The sequence below is a fragment of the Pedobacter sp. 05T44 genome, from assembly GCF_056395985.1.
In genome coordinates, this window is the sequence record NZ_JBFTKO010000015.1 from 38,878 (window position 1) to 53,064 (window position 14,187).

General features: G+C 36.8%; 11 protein-coding genes. 7 read left to right on the top strand and 4 right to left on the bottom strand.

Annotation, left to right across the window (positions count from 1 at the left end):
* Nucleotides 1-52 precede the first annotated feature (52 nt).
* Nucleotides 53-463 (bottom strand): hypothetical protein, encoded by a 411-nt coding sequence (locus tag AC1DDK_RS20095; protein WP_172662467.1) that lies wholly within the window; start codon nt 461-463, stop codon nt 53-55.
* Nucleotides 464-611: 148 nt separating this feature from the next.
* On the opposite strand from AC1DDK_RS20095, the gene AC1DDK_RS20100 reads away from it, so the two are divergent.
* Entirely contained in the window at nt 612-1,256 is a 645-nt protein-coding gene (locus AC1DDK_RS20100; protein WP_337717821.1) for a response regulator transcription factor, read from the top strand.
* Here AC1DDK_RS20100 and AC1DDK_RS20105 read toward each other — a convergent pair.
* On the bottom strand, nt 1,246-3,156 hold the full coding sequence (locus tag AC1DDK_RS20105; protein ID WP_337717819.1) for a glycoside hydrolase family 172 protein: 1,911 nt from the start codon (nt 3,154-3,156) through the stop codon (nt 1,246-1,248). The genes AC1DDK_RS20100 and AC1DDK_RS20105 overlap by 11 nt on opposite strands.
* Before the next feature lie 122 nt (nt 3,157-3,278).
* Between AC1DDK_RS20105 and AC1DDK_RS20110 the strand changes: the two genes are divergently transcribed.
* Nucleotides 3,279-3,590, top strand: coding sequence for a hypothetical protein (locus AC1DDK_RS20110; protein ID WP_172662470.1), 312 nt, complete (start codon nt 3,279-3,281; stop codon nt 3,588-3,590).
* 6 nt (nt 3,591-3,596) lie between these two features.
* On the opposite strand, the gene AC1DDK_RS20115 is transcribed toward AC1DDK_RS20110, so the two are convergent.
* Complete coding sequence (locus tag AC1DDK_RS20115) at nt 3,597-4,466, bottom strand: AraC family transcriptional regulator (RefSeq protein WP_288883865.1); 870 nt, start codon at nt 4,464-4,466, stop codon at nt 3,597-3,599.
* Nucleotides 4,467-4,608: 142 nt separating this feature from the next.
* On the opposite strand from AC1DDK_RS20115, the gene AC1DDK_RS20120 reads away from it, so the two are divergent.
* Both AC1DDK_RS20120 and AC1DDK_RS20125 read left to right on the top strand, forming a co-directional pair.
* Nucleotides 4,609-5,652, top strand: a complete 1,044-nt coding sequence (locus AC1DDK_RS20120; protein ID WP_288883863.1) for an aldo/keto reductase — start codon at nt 4,609-4,611, stop codon at nt 5,650-5,652.
* On the top strand, nt 5,649-6,662 hold the full coding sequence (locus tag AC1DDK_RS20125; protein ID WP_172662473.1) for a zinc-binding alcohol dehydrogenase family protein: 1,014 nt from the start codon (nt 5,649-5,651) through the stop codon (nt 6,660-6,662). The genes AC1DDK_RS20120 and AC1DDK_RS20125 overlap by 4 nt, the downstream gene beginning before the upstream one ends.
* A 33-nt stretch (nt 6,663-6,695) precedes the next feature.
* Here the strand turns inward: AC1DDK_RS20125 and AC1DDK_RS20130 are convergent, their stop codons facing one another.
* Nucleotides 6,696-7,745: an alpha-L-fucosidase gene (locus AC1DDK_RS20130; RefSeq protein ID WP_337717817.1), complete on the bottom strand. Its 1,050-nt coding sequence runs from the start codon at nt 7,743-7,745 to the stop codon at nt 6,696-6,698.
* 608 nt (nt 7,746-8,353) lie between these two features.
* On the opposite strand from AC1DDK_RS20130, the gene AC1DDK_RS20135 reads away from it, so the two are divergent.
* From AC1DDK_RS20135 to AC1DDK_RS20145, 3 genes are read left to right on the top strand one after another with little or no spacing between them, the layout of a single operon-like run.
* On the top strand, nt 8,354-11,674 hold the full coding sequence (locus tag AC1DDK_RS20135; protein WP_337717815.1) for a VCBS repeat-containing protein: 3,321 nt from the start codon (nt 8,354-8,356) through the stop codon (nt 11,672-11,674).
* 16 nt (nt 11,675-11,690) lie between these two features.
* The gene (locus tag AC1DDK_RS20140) at nt 11,691-13,010 is read left to right on the top strand and encodes a vanadium-dependent haloperoxidase (RefSeq protein ID WP_172662476.1); all 1,320 of its coding nucleotides are present in this window, start codon (nt 11,691-11,693) and stop codon (nt 13,008-13,010) included.
* A 42-nt stretch (nt 13,011-13,052) separates the two neighbouring features.
* Nucleotides 13,053-14,147 (top strand): hypothetical protein, encoded by a 1,095-nt coding sequence (locus tag AC1DDK_RS20145; RefSeq protein ID WP_172662477.1) that lies wholly within the window; start codon nt 13,053-13,055, stop codon nt 14,145-14,147.
* Nucleotides 14,148-14,187: the final 40 nt, after the last annotated feature.

Here is a 14,187-nt window from a genome sequence, read left to right on the forward strand (position 1 = left end):
GCATAATGTTGCGATGGATATACCGAGCGTTTTATTTAGAAATAGTTTTGGCTTAGATAAATGGAAAGGTTACACTGCCGGAAATGATTTCATTTCCAGAAAACACCTCTGATTTAACCACTTTGTCATCCACCAATACTTCAACCTTAACCGTACCTGCAGCATAGGATGTTACTCCAACGTTAGCTCCATCCCCCATATTAACAGTTCTTTTGAATTTTTTTGTAAAAGGAATGGGTGAATCCGACAATACTGTGTGACCGCCGGTTTCATTAGTATAAGAAATGTTTATTTTAGCCAATCCAGAAGTTGTTGTTACCCTGTACTCGATCGTTACTTCTTTGGGATAACTGCTTGACTGATCAGGACCATCCTTGTCTTTTCCGCATGATGCGAACATGACTACCGCTACTAGCATAGTCACAATTTTAAGCGTCGATTTTTTTAATGATAAAATTTTCATAGGTATTAGATTTAAATTTTCTACCGCAAAAATATTTTATGTTTTCAAGGAAGACAATCCCGTTAAACATGGTTTTTCTTCTACTGGTTTTCTGGTATTTTTTTTGCTTATAAACTGAGTTCCGAAATGATATCTATTTTTAACCGAAATGAATCGAAAAATCTCCCTTGCCATTGTTGATGATCACCCTATTGTTGTCCAAGGCCTCCAAATGATACTTACCAATAATAGTGATATCAATGTAACAGGCTGTTTTACATCAGGCAGCGATTTTATTGAGTTTTTAAAGAACAACGAAGTTGATATAGTATTACTGGACATCATGCTTCCCGACAGTAATGGGATGGATGTATGTAAAGAAATAAAAAGTGTATCTCCTAATACGTGTGTTTTGGCTTTGAGTAATCACAGCGAACGAAGTATAGTAATGCAAATGCTCCAAAATGGAGCAAGCGGGTATTTACTGAAAAATGTTTCGGTGCAAGAATTGACTAATTGTATTTACGAAGCTCTTAATGGAGAAGTGGCCTTTAGCAAGGCTGTAAAAGAAATTCTAGCTCGTCCGTCTGCCAATGATCTGAAAGGAATACCCCAACTCACTAAAAGAGAAAAAGAAGTATTACAACTAATAGCCGAAGGAAAAACAACGGCATTAATGGCGAAACACCTTTTCGTGAGCCCGTTAACAATAGAGACCCACAGAAGAAATCTGCTGCAAAAATTTGAAGTCAAGAATGTGGCTTCATTAATAAAAATTGCAGCAGATCAGGGGCTTCTTAAGTCTATTGGTTAGTTTTTTGATGAACTAATATTAGTCTATGTATGTTGACAATAGATTTTTTATCATCAGGCTTGAAATGTAAGGTTATCGCATTTTTAAAGTCATCCAGATCAATATCACAGAGATAGGAATTTGGAAAAGATTGGCGTTTCTCCGTATAAAAAGAAATTGGCTCACTTACCAGTTTTTGCCTTTGCCATATGGTAATTTCAGCTCCGTCATCAGATTTTTCCATATCAGCATACAATTTGTAATGACCTTTAGGCAGCTCACTAAGATCTATCTTTACTTGTCCGCCACCCGTAGCGTGTAAAATGTTTCCATCTATTTTTACCGCGCCCCCAATAGTATATTGCATTAGTTGAGGATAAACCATAAGCGTGTCGGGTATGTACACCTTGGTTAGTTCCTCGGTTGGTAAAACAAGGTTACTGTTAATTGATTTGTCTGCATAATAGAATGCTACAGAAGTATAATCTCCAGGTTTATTGTTTTTTTCCGGACCATGTTCAATAGTGTGTTTTATTTCTTTTTCAAAAGGCATTTTGTCCGATATAAATAGCCTGTATCCTCCGGTTCTGGCGTATGGCAAAGAATAATCAAGAGAGCCATGAAGTGGTAGGCTCATTTTTCTGTCCCAACGGTCAAGCAAAGCATACCATCCACCATTAAAATAATCTTCCGAGCCTGTTCCATGCATTCTCATCTCACCGTCTATAGTAGTTACATCATCACCCTCAAAGAATAATGTCATTCCCGGATTAAGCCCCTGAGCTTGAAGAATTGTCCCCACATAATGTCCCTTGCCTTTTCCCTCTAAGAATAAATGAGGTGTTTCTGGTTTAGTATTTTTATCCGGATTCCAAAAGGCATAGAATTTACCTTCTTTTGAAGGTTCATATTTGGTGTCTTCCACGTAAACATCTGCCTCAATATTTATCGGGGTTGATGCTGTTCCAGGAGTACCCTGAAGTTGTAAAAGTTCTATTTTTGCCTTTTTAGTAAAGGGCATCGGGAAGTAGCAGTAATTGGTATTGTCAGCCGAGCCCAGTAGCAGACTTTGCATAGACTCTTTGCCAAAGGCATAACCAAAGAAATCTGCCACAGGCATAAATATTGCCGGTTGTTCATCGTCCCAGCTCATCTTAATTAACACATTTTTATTTAGACCTCTAAAAGAATCGGCATGATGCAATTTTATACCAGTTATTCTTCCTCCTTCATTTATATCTGCAATGGTAACTGATTTGGAGGGGGTTAATATACTTTCAGTATGGATCGGTTTGCTATTTAGCTTAGCCACTTTGTTCCAATCATCACCAAGCGTAGTTAATACAAGTTTTTCCTGTTCATTAAGTTCAGAACTAAAATTTCTAATCTGGTAATTCTTGGGATAGCTTCTATATTGAATTTGATAGAATTCCATCTTTTTACCTCTCGAAACGATTTTGCAGCCATTCTTGAATGAGATTGGAAAATAACAAAAATAGCCGCCAAGTTCATTGCCTGTTAATGGCGAAATAAAAGGAAATACTTTGCCTGAGAAAAGATCTGAAAAACGAATTGAAAAGTTAGGTTTTGCTGATCCTCCGAAATAAAAATCAAGCATATCATTATTCGGTGTTGGCGTCCAGATCCTATTGATTACCCCGTTTCCTTTAGCTTCAAATATCACTAATGAGCTATCCGCATTTTTGCGTATAAAAGAATATTTGCCACTAAACCCATCATCATTGTTTCCTGTGGTATCGTAAGAGGAGACCTGCTTTACTTTGGTATCCTTCCAATATTTAGGCAGGTCTTGTATCAAGCATAATTTATTTAACTCAGTTGTTGTGTTTATTTGGTTGTTTTGGGCTATGGCGTTAAGGGTTAAACCACTTACCAGTAAGCATAGATAGGCTCTTTTCATCCGCTTAATTTAATTATTTTCATCAATAATTTCTAAAAATTACATCAAGAGAACACTTAAATGTAGATACCAATGTTAATATTCTTATATTTGCTAATATTTGTAGTATTTCAATTATTGTTATGACCGTTACTGTACTTCCAATTATAGAACCAGAATCTATTCCTGCTGCGCCGCTTGCTAAAGTTATGAATGAAAGATTACGTCGTTTGGCTACCGAGTTGAAAGAAATACACCTTATAGAATTGGAATCTGTTGAACCTCTGTTTGAAGATCTGGTAATCTATATAGGTTATAATAATAAATATGGAATCCGTTGGAAAATAGTAAACGACGTTCCCTTGAAGATAGAAACCATTGTGGCTGATCAATGCGCATTGCTAGGCTATATTAAATGGAAAACGGCAACACTTAATAGTTTCCATGGAAGATAGTATCCGCTAAGTTAACATATGGGTTTGACGATAAAGCTTTGGAGTCTTTCCCGTGATCATTTTAAAACTTTTGTGAAAAGAAGCAAAATTGTTAAAGCCCGACTCAAAGCATATCTGCTTAATATCCATTTTGTTTTCAAGAATTAACTTGCAGGAATAGCCAATTCTTATATCTACAAGGAATTTTGAAAAAGTCTTACCGGTTCGGGTTTTAAAATAACGGCAAAAGGAATTTGGAACTAAGTCTGCAACAGAAGCTATTTCTTCCAACTGAATTTTTTTCTTGAAATTATTTAGCGCAAAATTGTAAATGTTATTCATTCGTTCATTTTCAGATGCACTATAATCGTATTTAAAACCTATAGAAGAAAGCAGCGCAATTTGAGGAAGGTTTGCTATTGCCATTAAACATTCAAGAAGCGTTATTATTTTAGTTATGCCATCGCTTTGATATATTTTCTCAATATATGCAGCTATTTCTAAGGCATTTTTTTCCTGTATGAGAATCCCTCTCTTGGCCTTTTCGAGAATGTTTTTAATGGGCTTGGTTTCAGGAAGATGTAGAAATCGTTCGCCAATAAAGTTATCGTAAAAATGAATTACCGTAGAATATGGTTCTTTTGATCCGGCATCGTCAAAATAAGGGGAGTCATATTTCCAGTAATGAGGTAAATCGCTTCCCACCAAAACAATATCTCCAGGCGCAAATCTCTTAATGTTATCACCCACAAACTGAGTGCCCGTGCCCTTATGAAAGCAGATCAATTCTATTTCAGTATGGTAATGCCATCTGTTATTGATATTTGGAATCATGTCTTTTCTTACACTAAAAGAATGATCTGCACTGTTCGGAATAGTTAGGTGTTGCGGTTTCATCTCTTACTATTATAGCCAAAATATACTTCAAAAAAATATTTTAATACTATTTATGTTAAAATAACTTAATAAATGGATAAACACATCATATTTTATGTTTTAAAACACGCTTCCTTTATATTATCAATTACAAAACCATTGGATGTTATCTGTAAAAAAAGAACAAATCAAGAAAAATGGCGGAGAACTGCCACCAATAATTTTTGGTACAAGTAGTTTAGGGAATTTGTATCAGTCCCTAAGCTATGAAACCAAGCGGAATATAATAAAGGAATGTATTGAGCATTCTTTTGGAAAAGCTTTGTTCGATACGGCCGGTAAGTATGGAGCCGGTTTGGCGTTGGAAGTTCTGGGTAAGAGTTTGGCAGATTTACATGTTCACCCAGATGATGTAGTGATATGCAATAAGCTGGGGTGGTATCAAACCGAATTGCTAACTCCAGAACCCACCTTTGAAAAAGACATTTGGTTTGACTTGAAAAATGATGCTGTTCAGCAAATTAGTTATGATGGTATTATGAAATGTTTTGATCAGGGAAATAGTTTGCTAGGTATTTATTCGGCAAAAATGGTTTCTGTTCATGATCCTGATGAGTATTTAGCTGCGGCAAAAGATGAGATAGAGGAGGAACAAAAGTATCAGGATATTCTTGAAGCATATAGGGCACTTGCCGAATTAAAAAGGCAGAAATTAGTAACTTCAATCGGTATTGGAGCTAAGAACTGGAAGGTAATTGAGCGTGTTGTTGCTGATGTAGAGTTGGATTGGGTAATGATTGCCAATAGCTTAACAGTAAAGTCACATCCAGAAGATTTAGTCAGATTTATTGCTAATTTAAAGGAGAAGAATATTGTAGTTATTAATTCGGCCGTATTTAATGGGGGATTCTTAATAGGGAGTGATTTTTACAATTATCAAAAAGTAAACAAACACACTGTAGAAGGTGAAGCACTTTACCAATGGAGAAGCAATTTTTTTGCCTTATGTAGTAAATTTAATGTTAAACCTGCCGAGGTGTGTTTTGATTTTGGATTTAACATACCGGGGGTAAGCAGCATCGCCTTAAATACAACCCGTCCAGAGAAAATAAAAGAAAATATAATGATGGTAAATAAGAAAATTCCGCAAGCTTTTTGGAAAGCTATGCAAGAGGAACAGTTGATATCGATACCTTTAAATAAATGAAAGCATTAGTTTGTAATACACCAGGAGAGTTTGAATATATAGATAAAGTATCACCAGAGTTAATAGAAGGCTATACTAAGTTGAGGATTAAAGCAATAGGTATTTGTGGTACAGATTATCATGCTTATCAAGGTGTCCAGCCTTTTTTTAATTATCCTAGAATACTGGGGCACGAAATTGCAGCCGAAATTGCTGAAACTTCAGGGAAAAGTTTATTTAACAAAGGAGATAAGGTTACAATAAGCCCATATTTTTATTGTGGTGAATGTATTGCCTGTCGCAACGGAAAGACCAATTGCTGTGAAACAATGAAGGTCTGCGGTGTGCATATAGATGGCGCAATGAGTGAATACATTCTTGTTCCTGATTATGCCTTGGTAGCAGGTGAAGGTTTGAGTGAAGATGAACTGGTATTGGTGGAGCCACTAGCCATTGGCGCTCATGGGATCAGAAGAGCAGGCGTTAAACCTGGGGAATTTGTTCTGGTTGTAGGTGCCGGGCCTATAGGTTTAGGAACTATGGATTTTGCCAGGATAGCCGGAGCAGAGGTAATTGCTTTGGATACCAACATGCAGCGTTTGGAATTTTGCAGAGATAAGCTGGGAGTAAAGCATGTTATAAATGCCGTGTCTGATGATGTTTTTGAACGATTAAAATCAATTACAAATGGTGATATGCCTACGGTTGTAATTGATTGTACAGGAAATTTGAAAGCTATAAATAATGCATTTCAGTATATGGCCCATGGCGCTCGTTTTGTTTTGATAGGCTTACAAAAACAGGAAATAAGTTTTAGTCACCCCGAATTTCATAAAAGGGAAGCAACACTATTAAGTAGCCGCAATGCACTGCCAGTTGATTTTGAGCATGTGATTTCGTGCATAAAAAATGGGCAGATAAAGCCATTAAATTATATCACGCACAAACTGAAATTTGAAGAAGTGAAAGATAGGTTTTCAGACCTTATCGCTTTTGAAAACGGCTTGGTAAAAGCCGTGATCGTATTCTGACAGCAGGATACGGAAAACCTATCTGGGAAATGCCTATTTAGAAATTAGCTTTTTTAATTCCATCAATAGTTCAATATCTTTTTGCCTTATTTTTCCTTCTCTATTGGGAGGTGTGTTTAAAATTAAGATATTATTTTGGGCAGTAGTTATTTTATAATCCTCAACCAGTTTATCTATAGACTTGTAAGTAGTGTCTTTGGTGTTATAAAACCACTTTGAACTTATGCATATGGTGGATTCCCAGGGCATATAGTAATTCTCATTATTGTGAGAGAATATTTTTGGATCAGGCGTTGCAGGGAGGTATGGGTCACCTAGTCTAAAATCGCTTGGGAAGTATCTGATAGGATAGCCTTCTTTTTGCTGAGCAGGTAAAACCATGTGCTGATCAGGATTTCCAGGTGCACCTATAGACCAGTTAATTCCTATTTGGCATTGGGGTTCTTTAGATTTTATTGCTTTATAGATCTCAGCAGCAGGCCATCTGTTGTTTTGTTTTACCCAGCCTCCATCAAACCAAAACTCTACAACTTTAGTTTTGGACTTCTGAGTTATAGCAATTAACTCGTTAATTTGATTTACCATAAAATCATTATACGCTTTGTCCAGAGTTGTATCCTCGGTTTTCGCATTCTCATGTCTGTCCCATAAAGAGTAATATAATCCTAAACCGATATCGTACTTTTTGCATGCTTTTGCAACGGCTTCTATTACGTTAGTCTTGTTGGCAGAACTATTTACATCATAGGTGGTATACTTACTGTCCCAAAGGCAAAACCCGTCATGATGTTTAGTAATAAGTATTACATATTTCATCCCGGCATCTTTAGCTGTTTTAACCCATTGTTCTGCATCAATTGCAGATGGATTATAAGATGTTGGCGGTAATGTTCCGTCGGTCCATTCTTCATCATGGAAAGTGTTGATGCCGAAATGAATAAACATTCCGTATTTACGATTTATTTGTTCTAATTGGTATTTGCCAGGTTTTGAAGAGGGAGTGGGCTTTGTAATACCTTCCTGGGCTAGAGATAATTTTACTATTGCAAGCAATACTAAGGAAAATAAGATGTGTTTTTTCATTTAGTGGTTTAGGTTTTGGTTCATTTTGATGATTCACCAGCGCTGATAATATTAAGCCCGATGAATCGAAAGGTAAGGAAGTAATTTCGCAAATCAGGTCTTTTATCGCCACTTAAAACTGCGCAAACGTTTGTGTATAATGTGTTTAAATGCTTATTCCGCTCTTTTTCTTCGGTTTTAGGATATTGAACCTGGTCTGGAATTATGGTACTCAACCGGATGTTAATTAAAAGTTAATATTTGTGTGCTGTAAAATTTAATTTAATCATCTTCACGCAGAAATCCAGCCTGTCTAAGCTTCCGTTTACTTTAAATTATTAATGAATAAATTATTTTAGATTGTGATTATTGTGTTACGTTATTTTAATTGTCTATTTATCAGTTGTTTAAAACAAAGTATTAATTTTATTACAAAGTAATATATAAATGTTATAACTTTATTAATGCTATATCGATTTTCCTTTATACTCACAAGAATATGTTAGTGTAAGTTAACTTTGTTAAGCAGAAAACCAAACTAACCAAATTAGAACCATGTGTAATTGTATGAAATTTTATGTGCCTTTGGCATGTTCAGGCATTTTGTGGTGCACTTTGATCACGAAAGTATGAAGAGACTTTACTATCCAATTATTTTTATTTTAATGTTTTCGGCTTGTAAGCAATCCACAAAAGATGCAGCAAATGCAGTCGCCGAAAATCCTTTGTTTAAATTGTTGGATTCTGCACAAACCAATATTCTTTTTGCAAATAATATCAAAGAAACCTTCGAACGAAATGTTTTTAACTACCCGGCTTTCTATAATGGCTCTGGTGTTTCTATAGGAGATTTAAATAATGATGGACTGGAGGATATCTATTTTTCCGGTAACATGACATCGAATAAACTCTACCTGAACAGGGGTAATATGAAGTTTGAGGATGTGACAGCTATCGCTGACGTTACAGGTAGAACAGAGGGATGGAAAAATGGAGTCAATATGGCCGATGTTAATGGCGACGGGTTGTTGGACATCTATATATGTTATTCAGGTAAATATCCTGGCGAGAACAGAAAAAATCAACTGTTTATTAATAAAGGGCTAACAGAAAAGGGCATTCCTCAATTTAAAGAAGAGGCCGAAATCTACGGAGTGGCAGATTCTTCTTACAGTACACAATCCTATTTTTTTGATTACGATAAAGATGGGGATCTTGACATGTTACTGGTAAATGAGAACATTAGGGTACTTACCGAGCTTGATGATATTACTATTCAGGAACTTCAAAAAACTCCAGATAGCTTGTCTGGAACCAAATTGTTTAGAAACGAAGGAGGGCATTTTAAAGATGTTACCCTTAAGGCAGGCTTACATAGTTCAGTATTGTCATATGGATTGGCCGCGGCTACCTCGGACGTAAATGGAGATGGATGGCCAGACATATATGTTTCAAACGACTATTCTATACAAGATCGTTTATATATCAACAATAGAGATGGGACATTCACTGATCAATTGACGTCAAATCTTCGGCATATTTCTATGTATTCAATGGGCAATAATGTTGTGGACATAAATAATGATGGGTTAATGGATATATATACCCTTGATATGATTCCCGAAGATAATCATCGCCAAAAACTGCTCCAGGGATTTGATAACTATGAGTTTTTCGATCTGAATTTACGCAATGGCTTGTATTATCAATATATGCGCAATATGCTTCATATAAACAATGGTAACGGAACATTTAGCGAGGTAGGCCAACTGGCAGGTGTTTCCAATACTGACTGGAGCTGGGCACCTTTATTTGCCGACTTTGATAATGATGGCTGGAAGGATCTTTTTGTAACCAATGGGTATCTTCATGATTTTACCAATATGGACGTGGTAAAATATAATGCCAATTATTTCAACAGCATAAATGGGGATGTTGAACCCCGTCATATTTTAGATATGCTGAGCAAATTGCCGTCTTCTGATGTAAAGAACTATATCTATAAAAATAAAGGCGGTTTTGATTTTGCAAATAAGTGTTTTGACTGGGGGATAGATGTTCCATCAAATAGTAGTGGGGCAGCATATGCTGATCTTGATAATGACGGTGATCTGGATCTGATCATTAATAATATAAATAAACCCGCCTTTATTTATCAGAATCAGGGAGACTCGACCACTCATTATCTTAAAATAAAACTAGCCGGATTAAAACAGAATACCGTAGGTATAGGGGCTAAAGTTACCATCTATTCAGATGGTAAGCTTCAGTCTTTAGAGCAAATGCCTTCCAGGGGTTATTTATCCAGCGTTTCGCCAATCTTACATTTTGGATTAGGTAAGAAAAACACAATTGACTCCATATCAGTGGTTTGGCAAAGTGGTAAAAAACAAGTTTTGGCCAAAGTTAAGGCCGATCAGTTATTGCTGTTAAATGAAAAGGATGCTTTAGGGAATTACACTCCGCCGGGTATAAAACCTGCATTGTTTAAGGAAGTAATATCCCCGGTAGATTTTGTTAAAAGTAAGAATGGCATCAATGACTTCAAACGTCAGCCATTAATGACCAATCCACAATCTTTTGCTGATCCTTGCATGGCAAAAGGCGATGTAAATAAGGATGGTCTGGAAGATGTTTATGTTGGTGGAAATAAGAATGAACCTGGTATATTATATATCCAGCAGAAAAATGGCAAGTTTATTAAAAATCAAAAGCCTTTTGAGGGTGATAAGGATAGTGAAGATGCAGACGCAGTATTTTTTGATGCGAACGGTGACGGTTTTACCGATCTGTATGTTGTAAGCGGTGGATATCATGGTTTTAATGTTGCCGATCCATTATTGCAAGATCGCTTGTATATGAATGATGGAAAGGGGAATCTTTTAAAATCAACCGGTACGCTTCCCGAAATGAATGTAAGCAAAAGCTGTGCGCGTGTAGCAGACTTTAACGGAGATGGACATTTAGATGTTTTTGTTGGAGGTCGGGTGATCCCGGGTCTTTATCCTGAAGCCCCAAAGAGTTATCTTTTAATAAACGATGGAAAAGGTCATTTTACAGATCAGTTAAGCCTTATTTGTCCTGAATTAAATCAAGGTGGGATGATTACTGACGCTGCATGGATAGATTTAAACGGTGATAAAAAACCCGATTTGGTTACTGTAGGAGAGTGGATGCCGGTTAATGCATTCATTAATACAAGCGGAAAATTAGTAAATAAAACCAAAAGTTATTTTGATAAAGAATACAGTGGCTGGTGGAATAAACTTCAGGTTGGTGATTTTAACGAAGACGGCAGACCAGATTTAGTTGTTGGAAATCTCGGTTTAAATAGTCAATGCAAAGTCAGCGATAAAGAACCTGCAGAAATGTATTATAAAGATTTTGATGGTAATGGTGCCATTGATCCTATTCTATGTTTTTATCTGAAGGGAAAAAGCTTCCCTTATATAACCAGGGATGAATTATTAGATCAAATGAGCATAATGAGGCCACGGTTCTCAAATTATACAAGCTATGCTGATGCGACATTGAAAGATGTATTTACAGCAGATGAATTAAAGGATGCTAGATATTTAAAGGCCAACTGTCTTAAAACTACCTATTTTCAGAGTGGAACCGACGGGCGTTTTCATGAAAGGGATTTACCCGTTGAAGCACAAATGGCTCCGGTTTATACCATTACTTCTATTGATTATGATGCAGATGGTCATAATGACCTGCTATTGTGTGGTAATATGAATCAGGCCCGACTTCGTTTCGGAAAATACGATGCTAATTATGGAGTACTGTTAAAAGGCAATGGTAAGGGTAGTTTTAGCTATATACCTCAGTATATATCCGGATTTAAGTTACAAGGGGATGTTAGAAGTGTAATCGAGATTAACAATACGATTGTCTTTGGTATTAATCAGCAGGGTGCAAAGGCCTATCAGTTAAAAGGAAAATAGAACTATTATTATTTATATGAGAAAACTATTGTTTTTTAGTTTGTGCGTAATATGCTTCGCCGCATGCCGCAACAATGAAAAATCACCGGAGCTTAGTAATAAGGATATTGCTAAAGTCCTGGATGAAATGACTTCACTCATGATCCATGACGTAACAAATCCTCCGCTTGCTGCCCGATTTTTTACTTATGCAAGTCTTTCTGGTTATGAGGTAGTTGTACAAAATGACTCCAATTGTATTTCGATGAAGGGGATATTGAATGACTATCCGGAAATTATTAAGCCATCTGTTCCCGGAAGCTATTCTTATCAGTTAAGCGCAATATTGGCTATGATTGCGACAGCAAAAAAAATGCAGCCATCCGGAAGTTTGTTTGAAAAATATGAGCAATCATTTTTAGACTCCTGTAAAAAAATAGGATTTTCTAACAATGTTATTGAGAATTCTAAATTATATGCGCAGCAAGTAAGTAAACAGATATTAGGATATGCCAAGGCAGATAAGTATAACAAGATCAGTAACTATCCCCGCTATACACCTCTAAATATAGAAGGTAGCTGGTATCCAACTCCACCTGCTTATTTCCCACCGGTTGAGCCGTATTTTAATACCATACGTCCGTTTACACTAGATTCCTGCTCTCAATTTAAACCAGCACCTCCTGTCCCTTTTTCTAAGGATAAAAATTCGGCGTTTTATAAATTGATGTTAGGTAATTATGTGGAGGGAGGGGCAGGGCTAACACCAGAACATAGAGCGATAGCCGCATTTTGGGATTGCAATCCTTTTGCATTAAAAAGTGATGGACATTTGTTAACCGGCATGAAGAAGATCTCTCCGGGAGCACACTGGATAGGTATAGCAGGAATTGCATGTAAGCAATCGAAGTTTAGTTTCTCTAAATCTTTAGAAGTATATACCATGGTGTCTGTTGGTTTAACAGATAGCTTCATTAGTTGTTGGGACGAGAAATTCAGAAGTAATAGGATACGACCAGAAACCGCCATTAGGAGCTATATTGATCCCAAATGGAAACCATTGCTACAAACCCCGCCATTTCCGGAATATCTAAGCGGGCATTCTTGTATTTCCGCTACTTCTTCTGTTATACTGACCCACTATTTTGGTGATAATTACCATTATACTGATGATGTTGAAGAGAAATATGGCCTGCCATCCAGAAAATTCACCTCATTTAAAGCGGCTGCAAAAGAAGGAGCAATGAGTAGATATTGGGGTGGTATCCATTTCATGGATGCTATAGAAAACGGAATGACCACTGGCTTTGGTGTTGGGGAATTGGTCATCTCGAAATTGAAAGCCAAACAATCTTAAAAATAAACCAAACAAACTAAATTTTTAACCTAAAAATCAATTATGAAAAAAATCTTTACCACGCTCGCTATTGTTTTAATCACCGCTAAAGTTTTTTCCCAGGGATGTGTAGCAATCCGAAGCACCGGAGGGATTTGTGCAATGACCGAACATCCTGATAGCTCGTTAACATCTGATGGTGGAAGTTGGGTTTTGAATATCAATACCCGATATTTTATGTCAAATAAGCATTTCAAAGGCGATGTTTATCAAAAAGAGAGGATTAAGGCTGGAAACGAAGTGATCAACCATCAGTTTGCTACTGATCTTTCCCTGATCCGAGTATTCAACAGTCGTTGGTCTGCAATGATAGATGTTCCTATTATCTCCAATGCCAGATCCTCCAAATATGAGCATAATGCGCCGCCAAATCTTAATGACGAAAGACATAGTATGCACTCATTTGGATTGGGCGACATTAGGGTTGCAGCTTATCGCTGGTTGTTCAATCCTGCAACCAGTCCAAAAGCAAATGTTCAGGTAGGATTGGGGATTAAATTTGCCACCGGTGTTTATGATTATAAGGATTACTGGCAAAATGTTGGTCCTGGTAAAAAACCAGAATTACGTACCGTAGATCAGTCAATTCAATTGGGCGATGGAGGAACAGGTTTAACCCTTGAAATTAATTCATTTGCTAACATAAAAAACAACCTTGGTTTGTATGCTAATGCTTTTTATTTAAGTAATCCACGTCAGAATAATGGAGTAAGAACTTATCGCGAGTTAGTTAGCCCAGCATTGGCTAACGAGGCAATTAGCAGTGTTCCAGATCAGTTTATGGCAAGGTTAGGAGCCAACTATGCTTTGAATAAATTAGTCGTTTCTGCAGGTGGACGAATTGAAGGTATTCCAATTCATGACGTTATTGGTGGAAGTGGAGATTTCCGCAGACCAGGATATGTTATTTCAGTTGAACCAAGCCTTACTTATCAGCTAAGCAAAATAAATATTTATGCTTCGGTACCTGCAGCGGTATACAGAAAAAGAACTCAAAGTGTTACCGACAGGGCGCGCTCAACTGCTACAACATTTGTAAACGGGGATGCAGCCTTTGCGGATTATTCTGTCAATCTGGGAATTTCTTTCAGACTGTAATAATTTGAATAGGAAGCTGTCCATAAAGCACAATCGTGCA